Source organism: Aliiroseovarius zhejiangensis (assembly GCF_014656375.1).
Taxonomy (GTDB): domain Bacteria; phylum Pseudomonadota; class Alphaproteobacteria; order Rhodobacterales; family Rhodobacteraceae; genus Aliiroseovarius; species Aliiroseovarius zhejiangensis.
Map to the genome: position 1 here is coordinate 618,710 of NZ_BNCH01000002.1, position 22,704 is coordinate 641,413.

Below are 22,704 nucleotides of genomic sequence, written 5' to 3' on the forward strand. Positions count from 1 at the left end.
CCACAGCTTGTCCACAGGGTTTGCGCGACAAATGCGTGGTTTTCCGCGGATTGGTGCGGATATGGTGACGGTTAACGGCGTTCCGGCCGCTGCATTCCAGTCAGGGCAGGGGAATCACCCTCCAGTTGCCCATGCGTTTGCGAAACCACGTTCGTTGCCGCTTGGCATATTGCTGCGAGGCGATGATGGCGCGAACGCGTGCCTCGTCCAGAGAGAGGTCGCCCTTCACATGCGCGATCAGTTCGGCGGCGCCGATGGCCTTCGCGCTTGGATCGCGGGGGTTCCAGGTGTCGAGATTGGCGCGTGCTTCCTCCAGCGCGCCCTGTTCCAGCATCACATCGAACCGCTGCGCGATGCGGTCGCGCAGCCAGTCGCGATCAGCATGCATCACAAACGGGCAGGTCTCGGCCAGCGGCAGCAGGGGCGGCGGCGTGTCGTCCTGCCAACTGGCCAGGCCGCGACCGGTGGTGCGCTGCACCTCCCACGCGCGGGCAACGCGGGCGGGGTTTTGCGGGTCGATCCGCTCGCGTGTCGCGGGGTCCAGATCGGCCAGAAGCGCGGGCAAACCGCCCTGGGCCATTCGATGCGCGCCCTCGACACGGATTTCGGGCGGGGTCAGCGGGATGTCGGCTAGCCCTTCGGTCAGGGCGCTCAGGTTCAGGCCGGTGCCGCCGACGATGATCGGGCGATCCGGGCCGGACAGGATCGGCCGCAGATCCCTGAGCCAATGACCCGCCGAAAACGGATAATTGCGCGGCACATAGCCATAAAGCCGATGCGGCACGCGGGCCTCATCCTGCGCCGAGGGGCGGGCCGTCAACACCCGCCAATTGTCAAACACCTGAAGCGCGTCGGCATTCACGATGACCCCGCCCGAGGCCTCGGCAATTGCCATGGCCAGCGCGGATTTCCCGGATGCGGTCGGCCCGGCGATCAACACCGGCTGGTCACGAGGGACCGCGCGGGCCAGGCGGTCGATGTCAATACGGGTCTGGGCATGGGGCACAGGCATGGGTCGGTCGGCTTTCATCCGGATGGCGCCCTGGAACGGGCTTTTTTAAAGAACGACGCGGATCGCGCATTGAATAATGTGCCTTGATCGGTCATTTTGCCCAAAACAATCACGACAACCAGAAAGTGGCAACCGATGAGTGATCAGGCCTCAGGGGTTTCGGGCAAGACGGCGTCAGAAACGGACGCAGACGCCCCGCAACCGACCTATAACCGTGTCATGTTGAAAATCTCGGGCGAGGCCCTGATGGGGGATCAGGGATTTGGCCTGAACCCGCCTACCGTTGAACGCATCGCGCAAGAGGTCAAGTCGGTCCACGACATGGGGGTCGAGATCTGCATGGTGATCGGTGGCGGCAACATTTTCCGCGGGCTGCAAGGCTCGGCCCAGGGGATGGAGCGGACCACGGCCGATTACATGGGGATGCTGGCGACGGTGATGAACGCCCTTGCGATGCAGTCGGCACTGGAAAGCCTGGGGGTGTTCACGCGTGTGATCTCGGCCATTCCGATGGATCAGGTATGCGAACCCTACATCCGCCGCCGCGCCGTGCGTCACCTTGAAAAAGGACGGGTCTGCATCTTTGCCGCCGGCACCGGCAACCCGTATTTCACCACGGATACAGCGGCAACTTTGCGTGCAAATGAAATGGCTTGCGAGGCGATCTTCAAGGGAACGAAGGTCGATGGTGTCTATGACAAGGATCCGGTCAAGAACGCCGATGCGGTGCGCTTTGACAACGTGTCCTATGATGATGTGCTGGCCAACCGGTTGGGGGTGATGGACGCCTCGGCGATCGCGCTGGCGCGTGACAACAACCTGCCGATCATCGTCTTTTCGCTGGATGAACCGGGGGGCTTCCGGGGGATCCTATCCGGCAAAGGCACCTATACCCGCGTGGGCAACTGACCCATTGCATGTATTGCAAGCGCCAGTGGGGGGCGAGATTGTCGGGGCGATTTTTCGCCAATGATTGAAACACCGTGCAAGGTCCGGCGAACCGGACCTATACATCCTATGGGCGGTGGCGTTATACCGGGCGAAAGACGCTCGGTTTGACGTCCGAGACGAAGACAAGGGGAAGCCAGACGATGGCAAACGAAGAATTTGAACTGGATATGGGTGATCTGGAACGCCGGATGGAAGGGGCAATCGCCGCGCTCAGGACGGAGTTTGCGTCGCTCAGGACGGGCCGGGCCTCGGCCTCGATGCTGGAACCGATCATGGTTGACGCCTATGGGCAGCGCACGCCGATCAACCAGGTGGGCACGGTGAACGTGCCGGAGCCGCGCATGGTCACGATCAACGTGTGGGACAAGGGGCTGGTCAACGCGGTTGAAAAAGCGATCCGGGAAAGCGGGCTGGGGATCAATCCGCAGCTGAATGGCACGATCATCATGCTGCCGATCCCGGAATTGAACGAAGAACGTCGCCGCGAACTGACCCGTGTCGCCGCGCAATATGCCGAACATGCGCGTGTTTCGATCCGCAACGTGCGCCGCGATGGCATGGAACAGCTTAAAAAGGCAAAAAATGACGGAATGAGTGAAGATGATCACAAATTCTGGCATGATGAAGTGCAGAGCCTGACAGATAAATTTGTTGGTAACGTCGACAAGGCTCTTGAGGTAAAACAAGAAGAGATCATGCAGGTCTGACCCAACCGGGCGATAAGTGATCGAACAAGCAGAATTGGGCGTGTCGATGGGCAGAAAAGCCGCGGACAAGGACGAGAAGGCGCATAAGTCGCCGGATCACGTTGCCATCATCATGGATGGCAATGGCCGTTGGGCGCAACGCCGTGGCAAGCCCCGGCTGTTCGGCCATCATGCGGGCGCCAAGCGGGTGCGCGAGATTGTCGAAGCCTGCCCGGATCTGGGTGTGAAATACATCACGATCTTTGCCTTCTCAACCGAGAACTGGAAGCGGACCCAGACCGAGGTTGCCGGTTTGATGAGCCTGTTTCGCCGCTATATCCAGAAAGAGGCGCGCGCGCTGCTGGCCGAAGGGGTGCGGGTGCGGTTCATTGGGGATCGCGACCGGCTGGACAAGAAGCTGATCGCCCTGATGAACGAACTTGAAGAGATGACCGGGGGCAATGACCGCGTGCACCTGACCATCGCGCTGAACTATGGTGGCCGGGACGAGGTGGCACGCGCCACGCGCCGCATGGCGCTGGATGTAGCGGCCGGGCAGCTGGACCCCGAAAGCGTGAATGAACAAACGCTTGCAAGTTATTTGGATACTTGCGTTTTACCCGATCCTGATCTTGTGATCCGCACGTCGGGCGAGGCGCGGATTTCGAACTTTCTTCTGTGGCAATCCGCCTATGCGGAGTATGAGTTCATCGACACGCTCTGGCCCGACTTCTCGGCCGAGGTCTTTGCCGATGTGGTGGATCGTTTTGCCGGGCGCGAGCGGCGTTTTGGGGCGGTCGAAACCGCCGCCGAATGATCGCTGCGTCCTGATCTTTCGCCCGTATTCCCTGCAGATCGCTTTTGGCGCGGCATTTCAGCCACGCGGGCCTGTTCCGGCCGTCTGACCCGATCAACCGCTTGAGGGCGCCCCGCACCAATGTCATAAACCCCGCATGACACATGAAAAACCCTCATCGAAATGGTCTGATCTGGCACCGCGCGTCCTGTCTGCCATCGCCATGGCTGCCATTGCGATCGGGGCCATCGCGTTGGGGGATCCGGTCTTTCTGACCCTGATCGCCGTGGTGATCGGCCTGTGCATCGCCGAATTTGCGCGTCTTTTGCAACCCGCACCCGTCTGGGTGTTCGTTCTGTTGGGCGCGCTGGCGGCAATGGCCGTTTTCATCGCTAGTTTCGGCTTCGATGCGTCGGATCCGGAAGGGCAGCTTTTGTCTTTGAAAACTCTGCTTCTCTTCCTGCCGCTGATCGTGGGGGGCGTGCTGATCAAGACCCGGCGTTTGCTGTTTCTGGGTTATGGTGGCGTGATCATGCTGGCCGGGCTGGGCTTCATCTCGATGGGACCGGGCGAGGTGCTGATCTGGTTCCTTCTGATCATCATCATGTCCGACGTTGCGGGGTACTTTGTCGGGCGGATGGTGGGCGGGCCAAAGTTCTGGCCGCGGATCAGCCCCAAGAAAACATGGTCCGGCACGGTGGCCGGTTGGGTCGGGGCGATGTTGATCGGTCTGGCCGGGGCAGGGTTCGGGGTGTTCACGCCGACCGAAGCCATGTTTGCCCCGCTGATTGCTTTTGCCGGGCAGATGGGCGACATCGCGGAAAGCGCGATCAAGCGGAAGATGAACGTGAAGGACAGTTCGAACCTTATCCCCGGTCACGGCGGGGTGCTGGACCGGTTCGACGCGATGATTGGTGCGGCGGCGGTGTTGCTCGTTCTGATCGGGGTATCATCGCTTGTGGTGCAGGCCGGATAACGAGGCAGGGCAAATGACAGCGACAGCACAGCGCAGGGTCTCGATCTTCGGGGCAACCGGGTCGATCGGGCAATCGACGATGGATTTGATCGCCCGCGACCCCGACGCGTATGACGTGGTGGCGCTGACCGGCGGGCATAACGTGGCGCGTCTGGCGCATGATGCGATCCGTCTGGACGCCGAGATCGCCATCACTGCGTATGAGGACAATCTGCCCGCCCTGCGTGACGCCTTGTCCGGCACCGGAATCGAAGCCGCTGCCGGAGAAACCGCCATCGCCGAGGCTGCCACCCGTCCCGCCGATTGGGTGATGTCAGCGATTGTCGGGGCTGCGGGGCTTGTGCCCGGGTTGCGCGCGCTTGAGGCCGGGGCCACGCTGGCGCTGGCAAACAAGGAAAGCCTGGTGACGGCGGGGCCATTGATCATGTCGACCGCCAAGGCCCATGGCGCACGCATCCTGCCGGTGGACAGCGAACACTCGGCGTTGTTCCAGGGGTTGGTGGGCGAGGATATGGGCGCGGTCGAACGGGTGATCATCACCGCTTCGGGCGGGGCGTTTCGCGACTGGCCGTTGGACAGGCTTGCACAGGCCACGTTGGAACAGGCCAGCGCGCATCCAAACTGGGACATGGGGCAGCGTATCACGATCGACAGCGCGTCGATGTTCAACAAGGCGCTGGAAGTCATAGAGACAAAAGAATATTTTGGCTTTGACCCCGTTCAGATCGAGGTCGTCGTCCATCCGCAAAGCCTTGTTCACGCGCTGGTCGGTTTCAACGACGGGGCGCTGATGGCGCATCTGGGGGCAGCCGATATGCGCCATGCCATCGGCTACGCGTTGCACTGGCCCGACCGGCGCGATCTGCCGGTGGAGCGGCTGGACCTTGCCCGGATCGCCACGCTGGAATTTCGCGCCCCCGACGAAGCCCGATACCCCGCCCTGCGCCTTGCGCGCGAGGTGATGGAGACCGGCGGGTTGTGCGGCGCGATTTTCAATGCCGCGAAAGAAGAAGCCCTTGACGCGTTCATCGCCGGGACCATCGGGTTCATGGACATGGCGCGAGTTGTCGAACAGGTCCTTCATCGCCTTGACGCGGATGTGACCCTGATGCAAGGCGCGATGACCCTTGATAATGTCCGTGCCGCCGACCAAATGGGACGCAGAACCGCCCGCCAGATCATCGACACGCGCACCGCTGCCTGAGCGGCCGGCCAAACAAGAGCAGGAGAGACCTTCCATGGAACTGACCGGGTTGCTTCCCGATTTCGGAAACCTTGCCTTCACGATCCTGGCGTTCCTGGCAGCCCTGACGGTGATCGTCGCGGTGCATGAATACGGTCATTACATCGTCGGGCGCTGGTCCGGCATCAAGGCGGATGTGTTCTCGATCGGGATGGGGCCGGTGCTGGCGTCAAAGATGGACCGGCACGGAACGCGCTGGCAGATCGCGGCCTTTCCCATTGGTGGATATGTGAAATTTCGTGGCGATGCCAATGTCGCCTCGGGCAGTGCGGATGAGGATGCGATGGCCGCGATGAGCGACGAGGAACGTCGCCATACCATGCATGGTGCGCCCCTGTGGGCGCGGGCGGCCACGGTGGCAGCGGGTCCGGTGTTCAATTTCATCCTGTCGATTCTGATCTTTGCGGGTCTGGCGCTGGCCACGGGCGTGGCGCGCGACCCGTTGTCGGTGGCCACCCCACTGAACGTGCCGGGTATGGAAGACGGGTTGAAGCCGGGGGACGAGATCCTGTCGATTGCCGGGATCGAAACACCCCCGCTGGCCGAGTTCGGCACGCTGGTGGAAAAGCTGCCGGACACCGCCATGATTGACTATCGTGTCCGGCGTGACGGGCGGGTGATCGACCTGGTCGCAACCCATCCGTTCCCCGCGCTTGTCGGATCGGTCAGCCCGAAATCCGCGGCCATTGATGCCGGGCTGAAGGAAGGCGACTTCATCGCCACGGTGGACGGGGTCACAGTACCGACCTTCAACACCCTGCGCGAGATCGTGGTGAATGGGGACGGATCGCCTCTGACCTTGGGGATCGTGCGCGATGGCACCCCGATGGAGGTCACGCTGACCCCGCGCCGACAGGACATTCCCAGCGCCGATGGCGGGTTTGAAACCCGGTGGTTGATCGGCATCACTTCGGGCATGGTGTTCGAACCGGCAACGCGCACCCCCGGAGTCTGGGAAAGCGTCGTGTCCGGCGCCGAACGGGTGGTCTATATCATTCGGGCCAGCCTGTCGGGGCTGTGGCACATGATCACCGGCGCGATCTCAAGCTGCAACCTGTCCGGGCCGATTGGCATCGCGCAGGTGTCGGGGCAGGCGGCGTCGTTGGGCGCAACGAGCTTCATCAGCTTCATCGCCATGCTGTCCACCGCGATCGGGCTTCTGAACCTGTTTCCCATTCCGGTTCTGGATGGGGGACATCTGGTCTTTCACGCCTGGGAGGCGGTGACCGGCAAACCACCATCCGACAAGGTGCTGAACGTTCTTCTGGCGATCGGCTTGTCTTTGGTGTTGTCGCTGATGGTGTTCGGGGTCACCAATGACCTGTTCTGCCCCTAGACGGGGGTCGCGATCCGCGAACGCCACATTCTTGCCACATTTCTGAAGTGGAAACGCCGCAATCCCTTTCTATCCTTAACGCGATCGTAACAGTGACTCGACAAGAAAGGGATCGGCATGGGCCGGACAAACCACGGAACGAACGCCTTTGCTGTTCTGGTTGACCTGAACTGGGACCGCTTCTTTTTTGCCGCCGCCATCGCCGCCGCTCTGGGGCTGAGCGCGGCCCTTCACAGCGTGATGTAAGCTTTGCACAGATGTTCGCGTACCGGCCCGGGTGGATGATCCGGTACGTGACTTTCCTGACCCGCCGTGGCCTGTCTACGCGCGGGTTTTGTTTTGCCTGCCCGACAGAAAACAGGGGCAATCCTGCCCCGTGCCGGATGGGGGCAGATCCCCGACGCATTGGCACCACTTCGCCCCCCTTCGAAAGTCTGGTTTCGCGCTTTGACAAGACCGCCGCAACCGCTTATCCACATTGGCACTGGGATGTCTGGGGAAAGAATAAGCGATGGCATTTGACACGAGGTTGAGCAGCAACCATTTCAAAACAACCGGACGCGGGGCAAAAGGTCTGTTGACCAGTGGCGGCGTTGCATTTTTTCTGGCATTTTCGGGGTTTACGGTCACGGTGCCGCAGGTTGCAGTTGCCCAGACCTATGCCTTTCAGCGGATCGAGATCGAAGGCACCCAGCGGATTGAAGCCGCCACCATCCTGTCCTATCTGGGAATCGCCCAGGGCGAGGCCGTGTCGGCCGCCCAGCTGAACGACGGTTACCAGCGTCTTGTCGGCTCCGGCCTGTTCGAGGACGTGCAGATCCTGCCGCGCGGCAACACACTGGTCGTCAAGGTGCGCGAATATCCCACGATCAACGTGGTTTCGGTTGAAGGCAACCGCAAGGTCAAGGACGACGTGTTCACGCCGCTGCTGAAATCGCAACCGCGGCAGGTCTTTAGCCCATCAAACGCCGAAATGGACGTTCAGACCATCACCGAGCTATATCAGGCCCAAGGTCGTCTGGCCGCCACGGTCACGCCGAAGATCATCCGTCGCTCGAACAACCGTGTCGACGTGGTGTTCGAAGTGGTTGAAGGCAAGAATGTCGAGGTCGAGCGCCTGTCTTTCGTCGGCAACCGCCAGTTTTCCGACAGCCGCCTGCGTCGTGTGCTGGAAACCAAACAGGCCGGCATCCTGCGCGCGCTCATTCGGGCGGACAGCTATGCGCCCGAACGGATCGAGTTCGACAAGCAGGTGTTGCGCGATTTCTACCTGTCGCGCGGTTACATCGACTTCAAGACGACCGGCGTGACCAGTGAGTTTTCGCGCGAGCGGGATGCGTTCTTCATCACCTTCTCGGTGCAGGAAGGCCAGCAATTCCGCTTTGGCAAGATCACCACCTCGTCCGAGGTGAACAATGTGAACGCCGCCGAATATCAGGGTGTGCACAAGCTTCGGTCGGGCGTGGTCTATAGCCCGGCGCTGATGGAAAACGCCATTGCGCGGATGGAGCGGCTGGCCATTCGAAACGGGCTGGATTTTGTCCGGGTCGAACCGCGTGTGACTCGCAACGAACGCGCGCGCACGCTGGACATCGACCTGGTTCTGGTGCGCGGGCCGCGCATCATCGTCGAACGGATCGACATTGAAGGCAACGCCACCACGCTGGACCGGGTGGTGCGCAACCAGTTCCGTGTCGTCGAAGGCGACCCGTTCAACCCGCGCGAAATCCGCGAAGCTGCTGAACGCGTGCGCGCGCTTGGCTATTTCTCGAACTCGAATGTCGAGGCGCGCGAGGGGTCGGCGCCCGATCAGGTGGTGATCGACGTGGACGTCGAAGAGGCGCCAACCGGATCGCTCAGCTTTGGCGGTGTCTATAGCCTTGAGAACGGGTTCGGCCTGAGCGTTGCCTTCCGCGAACGCAACTTCCTTGGTCGTGGCCAGTTCATCAGCGCCAGTTATTCCAGCGGCGAAGATTCGTCCAGCTTCTCGTTCAAGTTTGCCGAACCGAATTTCCTGGACCGCGATCTGGAGCTTGGATTCGAGGCTTACTATCAGGAAACGGCCTTTGCGTCGTCTTTCTACAACACACGCTCGCTCGCGCTGCGGCCGTCGATCGCTTTTCCGATCAGCGAGTATTCCCGGATCGGACTGCGCGTCTATGGCGATGGGGCGGAAATCACTGATGTGGATGCAGGCAGTTCGCAAATCCTGAAGAACGAAAGCGCGCGCGGGCGGCAGGTTGGCGCGGGCGTCGGATTTACCTGGAGCTACGATACCCGGCGCACCGGGTTGGACCCGAACCGGGGCTATCTGCTTCAGTTCGACGGTGACATCGGCGGATTTGGCGCGGATTACCAGTATGCACGTGCCACCGCCCTTGCGCAGGCCCAGACCAAGGTCTGGAACGATCAGGTGACACTGACGGCAACGGTCGAAGGCGGGATCCTGCACGGTCTTGATGGCGGGTCGTCCCGTGTGACCGACCGGTTCCGGCTTGGCCCGTCCAAGCTGCGCGGTTTTTCCACCAACGGCATTGGCCCACGCGATCTTGATGCAGCCAATCAGGACACGCTTGGCGGCAATATGTTCGCGGTTGCCCGGCTTGAGGCGCAGTTCCCGCTGGGTCTGCCCGAAGAATACGGCATCACCGGTGGTGTGTTCGTGGATGCAGGCTCGCTGTGGGGGCTGGACGACACGTTGGGCGGTGCGATTGATGACAGCGCGCATCTGCGCTCTTCGATCGGGGCGTCGATTTTCTGGGACACGCCGATTGGCCCGCTTCGGTTCAACTTCTCGCACGTGCTGGCCAAGGAAGAATATGACGAAGAAAACAACTTCGAACTTACGATCTCGGCCCAGTTCTGATCCATTGTCCTGGATGGCGCCGCAACGTGCAAAGCGCGGTTTGCGGCGCCATTTCACCGGGCGTATGGGCGCGCTGGTCCTGATCGTGATGGTCGGGATTGGCGTGCTGCCCGCACCGGGCAATGCCCAGCAGCAGGCTGGCGGCGTCGTGTCCCAGATCGTTACGATTGACCGGCAAAGTCTGTTCTCTGACACGCAATATGGGCGCCGAGTGGTCGAAACGGTCGAAGCCGAACGGGTGCGGCTGGCCAACGAGACGCGCAAGGTCGAAGAGGCGTTGGTCAAGGAAGAACGCGAGTTGACCGAAAAGCGGGACAGCATGTCGCCCGAAGATTTCCGCAAACTTGCCAAGGCATTTGACGCGAAAGTTCAGGCCTTGCGCACGGAAGGCACCGAGCGCGAGCAGGAATTCGTCGGCACACTGGAGCGTGAACAGGCTGCGTTTTTTGACCGGATCGGCCCGATCCTCGGGCAATTGGTGCGGGAACTGGGGGCGGTGGTGATCCTGGACCGGCGGGCCATCCTGTTGACCACGCGCAACATCGACATCACCAAACTGGCCGTGGAACGCATCGACCAGGTGCTGGGGGATGGCAGCGATCTGCCGGACAATGCGCCTTCAACCCCTGCGGGAGAGGCCGCGCGCCCGGATCAGCCAACGCCAGAAATGCCCGCGTTTCCGTTGGGCGATGCGACCCCGGATGGGACATCCACCGACAACTGATTGCAATTGTTTCAGCCCCACCAGACTGCTAGTCAGAAAGAGCCGGGCCGCCAAGAGCCCTTTATGTGAAGGACGTGACCATGACATCAGACGTGCCCAGCACCGCCGATATCCAACTGATCCAGGACTGCATTCCCCACCGCTATCCGTTCTTGCTGGTGGACCGGGTCGAAGATATCCGCGCCAAGGAATTTGCCAAGGGCATCAAGATGGTCACGATGAACGAGCCTCATTTTCAAGGCCATTTTCCCGGTCTGCCGATCATGCCGGGGGTCACGATCATCGAGGCGATGGCGCAGACCTCTGCGGTCATGGTGTCCTTGTCGTTGGGGCTGGTCGGCTCGGGGGCGGTGGTCTATTTCATGGGCATCGACAGCGCCAAGTTCCGCCGCAAGGTGGTGCCGGGCGATGTGCTGGAGCTGCATGTGACCACCCTTCGCGGCGGCGCGAAGGTCTGGAAATTCGACGGGCGCGCGATGGTTGGCGATGAACTGGCCTGCGAGGCAACCTTCATGGCGATGATTGATGTGACCGGCGGGAAAGGCTGACCGATGGCCGACAATGGGGGCGTTGACCCGACGGCTCTGGTGCATGCCAGCGCGATCATCGAAGATGGGGCCAGGATCGGACCCGATTGCCGGATCGGTCCGTTCTGCGTGATCGGGGCACAGGTTCGACTGGGCGCGGGGGTCGAGGTGAAATCCCATGTGGTGATCACTGGCGACACCGAGGTGGGCGACGACACCGTGATCTTTCCGTTCTCGGTGATCGGCGAGATCCCGCAGGATCTGAAATTCTCGGGCGAGGATACGCGCCTGATCATCGGCAAACGCAACCGCATCCGCGAGCATGTGACGATGAACACCGGCACGGCGGGCGGTGGCTATGTCACGCGGATCGGGGATGACGGGCTGTTCATGGCGGGCTGTCACGTCGCCCATGACGCGCAGATCGGCAACAATGTCATTTTGGTCAACAATGTCGCCGTGGCCGGTCATGTGGTCATTGAAGATGATGTGATCGTCGGCGGCTTGTCCGGTCTGCACCAATGGATTCGCATTGGCCGTGGCGCCATCATCGGCGCCTTGTCGATGGTCACGGCGGATGTGGTGCCGCACGGTTTGGTGCAAGGCCCGCGCGGCGAACTGGACGGGCTGAACCTTGTGGGGCTGAAGCGGCGTGGTGTTGCGCGGGCGGACATTGCGGCGTTGCGGGCAGCATTTCAGACGCTCAGGACCGGCGAAGGATCGTTTCGCGACCGCGCGGCGGGTTTGGCTGATGGGGCCGACAGCGATTATGTCCGCGAGTTGATCGCCTTTGTCACCGGCGACAGCGACCGTGGCTTTCTGACCCCGAAATAGCGTGCCGCGATGACCGACCGCCTTGCCATCATCGCCGGAACCGGAGACCTGCCGCACCGCATTGCTGCCAGCAATCCCGGCGCGCTGTTCGTGACCATCAAGGGCGTTGAGGTGGATGCGCCCGAGGGTCACGATCTGGTCGAGGCGAGTTATGAAAAGCTGGGCGCGCTGTTCAAGGCGATGCGTGGGGCAGGGGTCGGGCGGGTGGTGTTTGCCGGCAAGGTCGATCGGCCCAAGCTGAACCCGTTGCGGATGGACCGCGTGACGCTGGGCCTGTTTCCACGGGTCAAGGCGGTGCTGGGCAAGGGCGACGACGCGCTTTTGCGTCTGGTCGCCGAGGTGTTCGAAGAACAAGGCTTCGATGTTGTGGCCGCGACCGATGTGACGCAGGGGCTCAGCCTTGATGCGACCATCATCGGACGCACACCAAGCGATCAGGACCGGTATGATGCCGATCGCGGCTGGTCCATTTTGGACACGCTGGTCAGCGAAGATCTGGCGCAAGGCGCGGTGGTCGCGGGTGGACAATGTCTGGGGATCGAGACCATCCAGGGCACCGACGCCTTGCTGCGGTTCGTGGGCGAAACACCGGAACACCTAAAGCAAGGCGCGCGTGGCGTGTTCGTGAAACGCCCCAAACCAGGACAGGATGGGCGCATGGACATTCCCACCATCGGCCCGGCGACGATCACGGCGGTCGCGCAGGCGGGGCTGGGGGGCATCGTCATTCCCGCAGGCGGTGTGATTGTGATGGATCAGGACGAGGTCGAACGGCTTGTGCATGAGTTCGATCTGTTTCTGGACGTGCGGGGGGATGCGCCGTGAAAGTGTTCCTGATCGCGGGCGAACCTTCCGGCGACCGGCTGGGCGCGGCCCTGATGGCGGGCCTGAAAACCCTCGTCGATCCGGTCGAATTTCTGGGCATCGGAGGCTCTGAGATGCAGGGGCAGGGGCTGCGGTCGCTATTTCCCATGTCAGAGCTGTCGATCATGGGCATCGCCGAAGTTGCGCCGAAATATTTCCACCTGAAACGCCGCATCCGTGAAACCGCGCAGGCGGTGATAGAAGCCAACCCTGACGTGCTGATCACCATCGACAGCCCCGATTTCTGCCTGCGCGTCGCACGCATCGTCAAGGAAAGCGAGGTCGAGGGGCTGACCTTCGGGCGTGACATACCCACGGTGCATTACGTGGCACCTTCGGTCTGGGCGTGGCGTCCCAAGCGGGCCGAGAAGATGGCGCAATGGATCGACCATGTGCTGGCGCTGTTGCCGTTCGAGCCTCCCTATATGGAAGCCGCCGGGATGAGCTGCGATTTCGTGGGCCATCCGGTTGTGGCCGATCCCATCGCGACCGAGGCCGAAGCACAGGCGTTCCGCGATCATCACCAGATCGGCACCGGGCCGCTGGTGCTTGCGCTGCCCGGATCGCGCAAGGGCGAGGTGACACGGCTGGCCGACCGCTTTGGCGACACACTGGGACGTGTGGCACGCGCGCATCCCGAGATGTCGGTCGCGTTGCCCGTGGCGCAGGGTGTCGAGGCTCTGGTACGCGATCTGACGGCCAACTGGCTGGTTAAGCCGATCCTGATTCCAGCCGATCAGCCCGACCTGAAACGCGCGGCCTTCCGGGCGGCGGACGTGGCGCTGGCCGCGTCAGGCACGGTCTCGCTGGAGCTGGCAGCCGCCGCGACCCCGATGGTGATCGCCTATGACATGAACTGGCTCAGCCGGGTTCTGATCGGGCGGTTGCTGCGGGTGGACACAGTGACGCTGGTCAATCTTGTCTCTGAGACACGGACCGTGCCCGAGTTTTTAGGTGCAGAGTGCACACCCGACCGGATCGCGCCCGCTCTTTTGGCGACGCTGGCTGACCCTGCGGCCCAGAATGAGGCGATGGCCCTGACCATGGATCGTTTGGGCCGGGGGGGCGAGGCGCCGGGGCTTCGGGCGGCGCGCTCGGTTCTGGACGCGGTGGCGCGGGCGCGCACGACCTGACGGACGCACCCCGCCACAGACATGCGTGCTTACTGCGCCGTGGCCCCTTCGCTCAGGATCGCCTGAACCTTCGGGATGATTTCGGGCATCTTCTCTTGCATCAGCTTCAACACAATCGGGGTCTGGCGCTCTGTCACCTGCGGCAGTTTGCTCATCGCCGAACGCCCCAGATCGGTGGCATAGAAATCGCGGATCGCCTTGATCTCGTCAAAGGTGAACAGTTCGGCCATCACGGCGGCCTGATCGCGCATGATCTCGTACATCGGGCCGGTCATCTCGTCCTGATACAACTGGTTGATGCGCGCAATCTGGTCGTCGTTCAGGGGGATGCCCTTGCTTTTGATGTCATTGACAATCGGCTGCCACATGGTCTTGATCATCGCCGCCATGTCGATGTCTTCCAGCGTGGCGTCAATATAGCCCGTGGCCAACGCCAACCGTTGTTCATAGGTTTCTTCAGCCTGAACAGGCGTGACAAGGGCCGCCGATACGGCGATGGCAGAGAGGAGATGGCGCATGGAATGATCCTTTCGGTCTGTATGTGCCACGATCTTCCCAACGCGCGGTCCGGGACACAATGGCTTTGGTCAAGTCATCGCACCAAATCGGCGCTTAGCCACGCCAGATCCAGCCCCCTCCGAAGACGCGCGGCCCGTCGGGGGCATAGAAGACGCAGGCCTGCCCGGGGCTGACACCTTCTTCCGGGGTCAACAGTTCGACCTCTGCCTCGGTCTCTGAAATCGGGCGAATGATCGCCTCGCGCGCAGGGCGGGTTGAGCGGATCTTGACACCCATATGCCATTCCTTGCGGGCGGTGAACGGCTCGTCCCCCAGCCAGTTGATCTCGCGCACAGGCACGGTGCGGGTGGCCAGCATTTCCTTCGGGCCGACGACGACCTGCTTTGCGTCCACGTCCAGTTTCACCACGTAAAGCGGCTCGGACAGGCCGCCAATCCCAAGGCCGCGCCGTTGTCCGATCGTGTAGTGAATGACGCCCTCGTGCTGGCCCAGCACGCGCCCGTCGGCATGGACGATCTCGCCCGGCTCAGCCGCACCGGGGCGCAGTTTTTCGATCACGCCCGCATAGTTGCCGTCCGGCACGAAGCAGATGTCCTGACTGTCGGGTTTGTCCGCGACCTCAAGCCCGTATTTGCGCGCCAGCGCACGGGTTTCATCCTTGGTTTTCAGATGGCCCAATGGGAAACGTAGGTATTCCAACTGCTCCGGTGTGGTCGAAAACAGGAAATAGCTTTGATCACGCGCAGGGTCGGCGGCCCGGTGCAATTCAGGCCCGGCAGGCCCAATGGCGCGTTGGATGTAATGCCCGGTGGCCATGCAATCGGCCCCCAGATCGCGCGCGGTTTCCAGCAAGTCCTTGAACTTCACCCGCTCGTTACAACGGATGCAGGGCACGGGGGTGGCGCCCCCAAGATAGCTGTCGGCGAACTCTTCAATCACGGCGTCCTGAAAGATGTTTTCATAATCCAGCACGTAATGCGGAAATCCCATACTTTCAGCAACATGGCGGGCGTCGTGAATGTCGATGCCGGCGCAACAGGCGCCCTTCTTGGCCAGGGCTGCGCCGTGGTCATAAAGCTGCAATGTGACGCCGATCACGTCATAACCTTCTTCGGCCAACATCGCGGCCACGACCGAGCTGTCCACACCGCCTGACATCGCCACAACGACACGGGTCTCGGCCGGTGGTTTGGCGAAGCCGAGCGAGTTCAACACCGGGGTGTCTTGCATTTTCACGGTCGTGGACATGACCAGATCCTTTCCAGAAGAAGGTCGGAATATATGAAAATTCGAATGAACAACAAGGGGCAGCTTCACCTCTCTTTAAGCCTAAGCGCCGAAAATCGTGCCAGACCAAGACGTGAGGGCTGGATATGTATCTGAAAAAAGTTGAAGGGCCACGGGCTGTGACCCTGCCGGACGGGTCGATCATGACGCGCGCTGATCTGCCCCCCAGGACCACCCGCCGTTGGGTGGCCAGCCGCAAGGCTGCGGTGGTGCGCGGCGTGCTGTCGGGACTGATCTCGGAAAAAGATGCGCAGGAGCTCTATGCCTTGTCGCCCGAAGAACTGGACGAATGGGTCAGGGCCGTGTCCACCCACGGCGAAGCCGCGCTGAAGGCGACATCGCTACAAAGGTATAGACAACCATAGATTGTTTTCGCTAAAAGTTCTGCATGGGTAACGTGTGGTTAACCATTTCACGAGATGCTGAGTGCGAATACCAGGACTTTTAAGCGGAGAACCCGAAACATGCGTATCCTTTTGGTGGAAGACGACCCGACAACATCGCGCAGCATCGAATTGATGCTGACCCATGCCAATCTGAATGTCTATGCAACCGATCTGGGCGAAGAAGGGGTCGATCTGGCCAAGCTCTATGATTACGACCTGATCCTCCTGGACCTGAACCTGCCTGACATGAACGGGCATGAGGTTCTGCGCCAGCTGCGCATGTCACGGGTGGAAACGCCGATCCTGATCCTCTCCGGAGCCGATGACACCGAAAACAAGATCAAGGGATTCGGGTTCGGTGCTGACGACTACATGACGAAGCCGTTTCACCGGGAGGAGCTGATTGCCCGCATTCACGCGATCATCCGCCGGTCGAAAGGCCATTCGCAATCGGTAATCAAGACCGGGCAGATCGCCGTGAATCTGGATGCCAAGACCGTCGATGTGGACGGGCGCACGGTGCACCTGACCGGCAAGGAATACCAGATGCTGGAGCTGCTTTCCCTGCGCAAGGGCACAACCCTGACGAAAGAAATGTTCCTGAATCACCTGTATGGCGGCATGGACGAACCGGAACTGAAAATCATCGACGTGTTCATCTGCAAGCTGCGCAAGAAACTGGCCACGGCGACGGGCGGCGACAGCCATATCGAAACCGTCTGGGGGCGTGGATATGTCTTGCGCGACCCCGAGCCGGCTGAACTGGATGCCAAGATCGCGATGGGGGCCTGAACCGCCACGCCGCCGCGGTCGAAAAGCTGTTTCAGCGGACCAAGGCCCGGGCGATGCGCGCGGCAAGGCGCGCATTGTTCTTGACCAGCGCGACATTGGCGACAAGCGACGCGCCCTCGGTCGCGTGAAAGATGCGATCCAGCAGAAAGGGTGTCACCGACTTGGCCGCGATACCCTTGTCGTGGGCGGCGGCAAGGGCGTCCTCGATCACCGGGGTGATCACCTCGGTGGGGATTTCATCTGCCGCCGGGATCGGGTTTGCCACCAGATGCCCTCCGGCCAGGCCCATCGCCGTACGTGTTTTCATGGCCTGCGCGATCTGGACCGGATCCTCCATCGACAAGGGCGCGGGCAAGCCGGACGAGCGAGACCAGAACGCCGGGAACTCTGCCTGACCGAAAGCGATCACCGGCACGCCCAGCGTTTCGAGCACTTCGAGAGTCTTGGGAATGTCCAGAATGGCCTTGGCACCGGCCGCCACCACGGTCACCGGGGTCTTTGCCAGTTCCTGCAAGTCGGCGGAGATGTCGAAACTGTCTTCCGCGCCGCGATGGACCCCGCCGATACCACCAGTGGCAAAGACCTCGATCCCGGCCAGGTGGGCCGCGATCATCGTGGCCGCAACCGTCGTCGCCCCGGTGCCGCCGGTGGCAATGCAAGCGGCCAGGTCGGCGCGTGACAGTTTGGCCACGTCCTGCGCCTGACCCAGAGTCTCCAGTTCGTCATCGGACAGGCCGATATGCAACCTGCCATCAAGCACCGCGATGGTTGCCGGAATCGCGCCGTTGTCGCGGATCAGCATTTCAACTTCGCGGGCCGTGTCGACATTCTGGGGCCACGGCATGCCATGTGTGATGATCGTGCTTTCCAACGCAACGATGGGCTGGCCGTGGGCGCGGGCATTGGCGACCTCGTCCGAGAAATGAAGGGGTAGGGTCATGTGTCGTCTTCTCCCGAAACATAATGGGCGGCGGTATGTTGGGCATGTGACAGGGCATCGGCTGGCGCCTTGCCCGCGATTTCAGCCGCAATATGTGCGGCCATGAAGGTGTCTCCCGCCCCGGTAATGCGACGGACGCGGACCGCGGGGCAGGGGGTCTGGATCACGCCGTGCGTCTTGCTTCCATCGGCCGCGAAACTGCCCCCATCGGTGACAAGCACTCGGTTGGCCCCCGCTGCCAGCAGCCCTTCGGCCGCTTCAAGCGCGTTGTCGAAAGACTGATTGGCCAGGTATCCGGCTTCTTCCCGGTTGACATAAAGCGTGGCGCCCGGGTGGGCCATCAATGGGGCCAGGCGTCGCGCCTTGCCGGGGCTGGCGGGCGCCACGCGCAGATCGGCAGCGGCAAAGCTGGGTCGCCGGGCAATGTCAGTCAGCAACGCCAGCGTCAGGTTTCCATCCAACGCAATCACCCCGGTATATGGCGCCTTGGACGACCCGAGCGTGCCGTCCTCCAGCGGTGTCAGGATCGCGTCACCGGCTGCTTCGAGCGAATGGGCATCCGCGATCGCTGCGACCAGGCCCTGGGGGCCTTCGATCGCCATATAGACATCAGTGGGCAGGCCTGAAGGGCGGTGAACATAGCGTGTCACCATACCGCGCGCGCCGCACTCGGCCAGAAGCTCTTCGCCTTCCGCATCGCGCCCGATGGCGGTCAGAAGGGCGGGGCGCAGGTCAAACCGCTGCGCCGTCATCGCGATGTTCATCGCAACGCCCCCCGGCAGGCGCGTGATCCGGCCCGGTTCATCCGACCCGATCCGCATCGCATGCTGCGTGCGCCCGATCACGTCCCACAACACGGACCCGATGCAAAGAATGTCATGCGTCATCGTCATGCTTCCTCTTTGCCGAGGAACACGCCGCGACACAAGAGCCGATCTGTCGCCCGCTTGTCACGCGGTTGAAACCAACGGAATATGGCAAATACCCTGCGTTTTGGGCTTGTCAGGGGGCGGGCGGGGGTCTATACGCCCCCCATCAATCCACAGGCGGGGTTGGGCTGATGAGGGAGACATCCTCGGACGTCCGCCGGTTGAGCCGGGGAATGACCATGTGTTGATGCCGTCAAAAGTGGCGCGATTACAGGGACATGAACCGCTCGTTAGGCCCCGTCAAGGTAGAAACCGGAAAGGAAAAGAACATGGCGCTGCCTGATTTTTCGCTGCGTCAGCTGCTTGAAGCTGGCGTTCACTTTGGTCACCAGACCCAACGCTGGAACCCCCGTATGGCACCGTTCATCTATGGTGAACGCAACGGGATCCACATTTTCGACCTGACGCAAACCCTGCCGATGCTGGACGCCGCGCTGAATGCCGTGCGCGAGACTGTCGCCAAGGGTGGCCGCGTTCTGTTCGTCGGCACTAAACGCCAGGCCGCTGGCGCAATTGCCGAAGCTGCCGAGAAATCGGCCCAGTATTACATGAACCACCGCTGGCTGGGTGGCACGCTGACCAACTGGCAGACCGTGTCGCAGTCGATCAATCGTCTGAAGGATTATGACGACAAGCTGGCGAATGGTGCCGAAGGCCTGACCAAAAAAGAGCGTCTGGGCATGGAACGCGAGCAGGCAAAACTGCAAGCGTCGCTGGGCGGCATTCGCGAAATGGGTGGCGTGCCGGACCTTCTGTTCGTCATCGACGTGAAAAAAGAAGCCCTGGCCATCGCCGAAGCCAACAAGCTGGGCATCCCGGTTGTGGCCGTGGTCGACACCAACTGCCCGCCGGAAGGCGTGGATTACATCATTCCGGGCAATGACGACGCAGCCCGCGCCATCGCGCTTTACTGCGATCTGGCGTCGCGCGCGGCCCTTGACGGAATGTCGGCCCAGCTTGGCGCCGCCGGCGTCGACATCGGCGCGATGGAAGAGGCGCCGGCAGAAGAAGCTGTTGCCGAGCCCGCCCAGGAAGCTGCCACGGCCGAATAAGCGTCGTGCACGAGCGGGGCAGGGTGATTTGCCCCGCGTCTTGTCACAGAATTGATCCGGGCAAGGTGGCGGCCGAATCGTTCCGCGCGCGCCCCGCCCCGACACACCAAGGAGCTGAGATATGGCAATCACTGCTGCACTCGTCAAAGAACTGCGCGAATCCACCGGCGTCGGCATGATGGACGCGAAAAAGGCACTGGTCGAAAATGATGGCGACATGGACGCGGCCGTCGACTGGCTGCGCACCAAAGGTCTGGCCAAAGCCGCCAAGAAGGCCGGTCGCACCGCTGCCGAGGGTCTGGTCGCCGTGGCCGTGGCCGGTGGCAAGGGCGTGGCTGTCGAAGTGAACTCGGAAACCGACTTTGTCGCGAAAAACGCTGAGTTCCAGAAGATGGTTTCGGGTATCGCGAATGCGGCCCTGCATGTGGACGATCTGGACGCGCTGAACGCCGCCGATCTGGATGGCAAGTCTGTTGCGGACACGATCACCAACAAGATCGCCACCATCGGCGAAAACATGTCGCTGCGCCGCATGGCATCGGTCGAGGGTGACAGCGTTGTGACCTATGTCCACAACGCCGCTGCCGACGGCATGGGCAAAATCGGCGTTCTGGTTGCGATGAACGGTGGCTCGGAAGAGTTTGGCCGTCAGGTCGCAATGCACATTGCCGCCGCCAACCCGCAGGCACTGAACGAAGCCGAGCTGGATGCAGCGGTCGTCGAGAAAGAGCGCACCATCCTGACCGAGCAAGCCCGCGAAAGCGGCAAGCCCGAAAACATCATCGAGAACATGATCAAGGGTCGGATGAAGAAATTCCTGGCCGAAGTCACCCTTCTGGGGCAGGACTTCGTGATCAACCCCGACCTGACCGTCGAAGCCGCCGCCAAAGAGGCCGGCGCCGAGATTGTCGGTTATGTCCGCATGGAAGTGGGCGAGGGGATCGAGAAAGAAGAAGCCGATTTCGCCGCAGAAGTGGCCGCCGCCGTTCAAGGCTGATCTGGTCACAAACGAGATCAAGAAAGGGCCGGGCAACCGGTCCTTTTTTCGTGAAGCGATTTGATTTCTCATCATGTCGCGGCAGGCGGGCGAAAACGAGATGCGGCGCCAACGGGAAGGTTGACGCCGCAAAGAACCGCACGGGACAAGTGCTTTTCTTTCTAGGAGTTCCGGTGATTAGGTTGCTGGTGCCTTTGGTATGAATACTCCATCAGCACCAGCTCCCGGTTTCCCGGAAGAATGAGACGTTGTCTGAAATCGCAGTACGTCCACCCCTTCAAGTTCCAACGGCTTCAAAGCCACCACTCACGGAACAGTTACATCATGCCGCAAAAATCCGCCGAAGGGAAGTCAGGGTTTCCCTACCGTATGGTCAATATCTTGTGATCTTTTGTTCGCAAGCGGTCGACAATCTCGCAATTTTGTTGCTGATAGGTTCGCACACCTAGAATTGCTCAACTGTGAGGCGAGCGAATCTGATTCAGGTAAGCGATCTTTAGAATCGCCTGCGCCGTGGTGTTGACACCCAACTTCTCGCGGGCGATTCGCAGGTGTTTTTCGACCGTGGCGGGCGACACGCCCATGATGGTCGCGATGTCCTGATTGGTCTTGCCCGTGCCGACCCATTCCAGCACCTCGCGTTGGCGGCTCGACAATCTGGCGCGGGCGGTTTCATGGGGCAGGGACATGATCTTCAGATGTGCCACATGGTTCATCATCTCGATCTCTTTGCCATCACTGACCCAGATCCGATCGACCTCGTCCTGACTCAGCCCGGCTTGGGCGGTCAACGCCATCACTGCGCGCGCCTGTTTCGCCGACACCGGGAACGAAATGGTATAACCGGCAGTGACATTCATCTGGCGATTGATTTCGCGCACTTTCAAGCCTTTTTCCGACAGCCTGTGGGCGTTCTGGTGGACCCAGGACCAACTGCATGCGCCGCTGTTGTTCGAGGCCCATTCGATCATCGGCGAATGGCGGTACAGCTCGTCTTCGGAATACAGCAGCTTGACATATTCGGGCGGATGCGACGACAGGATCAACGCATCTTCGCGCGGGCCCAACGAGGTTGGTGTGGTGAAATGCGTGCAGCCATAAACCAGTCGGTCAAAGCCAAACTCTTTCATTGCGGCGCAATGGATGTCCCACAATTCGGCAATGGATGTGCTTTCACACACTCTGGACACGTAATCGAGCAGATGATCCATCCAGATCAGGCCTTGCGATCAAGATGCGCAACAAGCGCGTCGATCGCCAGAAGATAACCCTGCGCGCCGAAGCCGCAAATCTGACCGATGGCGACACGGGCCAGATAGCTTTGATGGCGAAACGCTTCCCGGGCGTGGATGTTCGACAGGTGCACTTCGACGGTGGGGACATCGACCGAGGCCACGGCATCCATGATCGCGACGGAAGTGTGTGTATAGGCGCCCGCGTTCAGAATGATCCCGTCATACGCATCGCGGGCTGCATGGATCCGATCAATCAGCGCACCTTCGTGATTGCTTTGAAAGACGTCACAGCTGATATCGCAGATTTTGGCATGCCTACGGCACAGATCCTCGATATCCGCCAAGCTGGTGTGTCCATAGACCTCGGGCTGACGTTTCCCCAACAGGTTCAGGTTGGGGCCGTTCAGGATTAGCAGGGACGTCATAGAAATTTCCTTCTTCTCGGCGCATTATTTGCCGGAAACACAAGAAAAGTCGAGCGGGAACAGTGTTTGGCGACAGGTTCTCGAAAATTGGGTTTAATAACACATAATACCGATTATGCGTGATAAGGGCGTGTAGCCGCAAAGCTAAAATGTCACCCATGAGCAATTCAGGAATGTCACTCTCCCGTCCGAAG

Annotated in this window: 24 protein-coding genes; 17 read left to right on the plus strand and 7 right to left on the minus strand. The window is 61.2% G+C overall.

All coding sequences use genetic code 11. The features are described 5' to 3' along the window. Positions 1 to 100 precede the first annotated feature (100 nt). Complete coding sequence (miaA, locus tag IE188_RS07760; RefSeq protein ID WP_191285944.1) at positions 101 to 1,012, minus strand: tRNA (adenosine(37)-N6)-dimethylallyltransferase MiaA; 912 nt, start codon at positions 1,010 to 1,012, stop codon at positions 101 to 103. A 135-nt stretch (positions 1,013 to 1,147) separates the two neighbouring features. On the opposite strand from miaA, the gene pyrH reads away from it, so the two are divergent. The 13 genes from pyrH to lpxB all read left to right on the plus strand — a co-directional run bounded on the left by pyrH (position 1,148) and on the right by lpxB (position 13,948). Next, positions 1,148 to 1,921: a UMP kinase gene (pyrH, locus tag IE188_RS07765; RefSeq protein ID WP_191285880.1), complete on the plus strand. Its 774-nt coding sequence runs from the start codon at positions 1,148 to 1,150 to the stop codon at positions 1,919 to 1,921. 182 nt (positions 1,922 to 2,103) lie between these two features. Continuing rightward, entirely contained in the window at positions 2,104 to 2,670 is a 567-nt protein-coding gene (gene frr / locus IE188_RS07770) for a ribosome recycling factor (protein ID WP_191285881.1), read from the plus strand. 46 nt (positions 2,671 to 2,716) lie between these two features. Next, positions 2,717 to 3,466, plus strand: coding sequence for an isoprenyl transferase (locus tag IE188_RS07775; RefSeq protein ID WP_191285945.1), 750 nt, complete (start codon positions 2,717 to 2,719; stop codon positions 3,464 to 3,466). A 136-nt stretch (positions 3,467 to 3,602) separates the two neighbouring features. Continuing rightward, positions 3,603 to 4,421 carry a phosphatidate cytidylyltransferase gene (locus IE188_RS07780; protein ID WP_191285882.1) on the plus strand — a complete coding sequence of 273 codons (819 nt, stop codon included), beginning with the start codon at positions 3,603 to 3,605 and terminating at the stop codon, positions 4,419 to 4,421. A gap of 13 nt (positions 4,422 to 4,434) precedes the next feature. Next, complete coding sequence (dxr, locus tag IE188_RS07785; protein ID WP_191285883.1) at positions 4,435 to 5,625, plus strand: 1-deoxy-D-xylulose-5-phosphate reductoisomerase; 1,191 nt, start codon at positions 4,435 to 4,437, stop codon at positions 5,623 to 5,625. Positions 5,626 to 5,659: 34 nt separating this feature from the next. Further along, positions 5,660 to 7,000, plus strand: coding sequence for an RIP metalloprotease RseP (rseP, locus tag IE188_RS07790; protein WP_191285884.1), 1,341 nt, complete (start codon positions 5,660 to 5,662; stop codon positions 6,998 to 7,000). Between the two features lie 117 nt (positions 7,001 to 7,117). Then, positions 7,118 to 7,246, plus strand: coding sequence for a hypothetical protein (locus tag IE188_RS16835; RefSeq protein WP_268246017.1), 129 nt, complete (start codon positions 7,118 to 7,120; stop codon positions 7,244 to 7,246). 265 nt (positions 7,247 to 7,511) lie between these two features. Beyond that, on the plus strand, positions 7,512 to 9,866 hold the full coding sequence (gene bamA, locus IE188_RS07795; RefSeq protein WP_191285885.1) for an outer membrane protein assembly factor BamA: 2,355 nt from the start codon (positions 7,512 to 7,514) through the stop codon (positions 9,864 to 9,866). A 13-nt stretch (positions 9,867 to 9,879) separates the two neighbouring features. Further along, positions 9,880 to 10,590, plus strand: a complete 711-nt coding sequence (locus IE188_RS07800; protein ID WP_191285886.1) for an OmpH family outer membrane protein — start codon at positions 9,880 to 9,882, stop codon at positions 10,588 to 10,590. An 80-nt stretch (positions 10,591 to 10,670) separates the two neighbouring features. Beyond that, on the plus strand, positions 10,671 to 11,138 hold the full coding sequence (gene fabZ, locus IE188_RS07805) for a 3-hydroxyacyl-ACP dehydratase FabZ (RefSeq protein ID WP_191285887.1): 468 nt from the start codon (positions 10,671 to 10,673) through the stop codon (positions 11,136 to 11,138). Between the two features lie 3 nt (positions 11,139 to 11,141). Next, positions 11,142 to 11,951 (plus strand): acyl-ACP--UDP-N-acetylglucosamine O-acyltransferase, encoded by an 810-nt coding sequence (gene lpxA, locus IE188_RS07810; protein WP_191285888.1) that lies wholly within the window; start codon positions 11,142 to 11,144, stop codon positions 11,949 to 11,951. 9 nt (positions 11,952 to 11,960) lie between these two features. After that, positions 11,961 to 12,776 carry an LpxI family protein gene (locus IE188_RS07815; protein ID WP_191285889.1) on the plus strand — a complete coding sequence of 272 codons (816 nt, stop codon included), beginning with the start codon at positions 11,961 to 11,963 and terminating at the stop codon, positions 12,774 to 12,776. Then, a complete protein-coding gene (gene lpxB, locus IE188_RS07820; RefSeq protein WP_191285890.1) occupies positions 12,773 to 13,948 on the plus strand; it encodes a lipid-A-disaccharide synthase in 1,176 nt (391 codons plus the stop codon). Before IE188_RS07815 ends, lpxB begins: the two co-directional genes overlap by 4 nt. 29 nt (positions 13,949 to 13,977) lie before the next feature. Here lpxB and IE188_RS07825 read toward each other — a convergent pair whose 3' ends face one another. Together IE188_RS07825 and mnmA are read right to left on the minus strand one after the other, a co-directional pair. Further along, the gene (locus IE188_RS07825; RefSeq protein ID WP_191285891.1) at positions 13,978 to 14,466 is read right to left on the minus strand and encodes a DUF2059 domain-containing protein; all 489 of its coding nucleotides are present in this window, start codon (positions 14,464 to 14,466) and stop codon (positions 13,978 to 13,980) included. Positions 14,467 to 14,560: 94 nt separating this feature from the next. Continuing rightward, the gene (mnmA, locus tag IE188_RS07830) at positions 14,561 to 15,715 is read right to left on the minus strand and encodes a tRNA 2-thiouridine(34) synthase MnmA (protein ID WP_229836606.1); all 1,155 of its coding nucleotides are present in this window, start codon (positions 15,713 to 15,715) and stop codon (positions 14,561 to 14,563) included. 125 nt (positions 15,716 to 15,840) lie between these two features. Here mnmA and sciP point away from each other — a divergent pair, with 125 nt between their 5' ends. Further along, positions 15,841 to 16,119, plus strand: coding sequence for a CtrA inhibitor SciP (sciP, locus tag IE188_RS07835; RefSeq protein WP_191285892.1), 279 nt, complete (start codon positions 15,841 to 15,843; stop codon positions 16,117 to 16,119). A gap of 99 nt (positions 16,120 to 16,218) precedes the next feature. After that, positions 16,219 to 16,932 (plus strand): response regulator transcription factor CtrA, encoded by a 714-nt coding sequence (ctrA, locus tag IE188_RS07840; protein WP_191285893.1) that lies wholly within the window; start codon positions 16,219 to 16,221, stop codon positions 16,930 to 16,932. 31 nt (positions 16,933 to 16,963) lie between these two features. Here ctrA and IE188_RS07845 read toward each other — a convergent pair whose 3' ends face one another. Beyond that, complete coding sequence (locus IE188_RS07845; RefSeq protein ID WP_191285894.1) at positions 16,964 to 17,872, minus strand: pseudouridine-5'-phosphate glycosidase; 909 nt, start codon at positions 17,870 to 17,872, stop codon at positions 16,964 to 16,966. Next, complete coding sequence (locus tag IE188_RS07850) at positions 17,869 to 18,765, minus strand: PfkB family carbohydrate kinase (RefSeq protein WP_191285895.1); 897 nt, start codon at positions 18,763 to 18,765, stop codon at positions 17,869 to 17,871. The genes IE188_RS07845 and IE188_RS07850 overlap by 4 nt, the downstream gene beginning before the upstream one ends. Positions 18,766 to 19,070: 305 nt before the next feature. Between IE188_RS07850 and rpsB the strand changes: the two genes are divergently transcribed. After that, positions 19,071 to 19,853, plus strand: coding sequence for a 30S ribosomal protein S2 (rpsB, locus tag IE188_RS07855; RefSeq protein ID WP_191285896.1), 783 nt, complete (start codon positions 19,071 to 19,073; stop codon positions 19,851 to 19,853). A 121-nt stretch (positions 19,854 to 19,974) separates the two neighbouring features. Next, positions 19,975 to 20,850, plus strand: a complete 876-nt coding sequence (gene tsf / locus IE188_RS07860) for a translation elongation factor Ts (RefSeq protein WP_191285897.1) — start codon at positions 19,975 to 19,977, stop codon at positions 20,848 to 20,850. A gap of 455 nt (positions 20,851 to 21,305) precedes the next feature. Here tsf and IE188_RS07865 read toward each other — a convergent pair whose 3' ends face one another. Both IE188_RS07865 and aroQ read right to left on the minus strand, forming a co-directional pair. Then, positions 21,306 to 22,061 (minus strand): helix-turn-helix transcriptional regulator, encoded by a 756-nt coding sequence (locus IE188_RS07865; RefSeq protein WP_191285898.1) that lies wholly within the window; start codon positions 22,059 to 22,061, stop codon positions 21,306 to 21,308. A gap of 5 nt (positions 22,062 to 22,066) precedes the next feature. Further along, complete coding sequence (aroQ, locus tag IE188_RS07870) at positions 22,067 to 22,510, minus strand: type II 3-dehydroquinate dehydratase (RefSeq protein ID WP_191285899.1); 444 nt, start codon at positions 22,508 to 22,510, stop codon at positions 22,067 to 22,069. Positions 22,511 to 22,704: the final 194 nt, after the last annotated feature.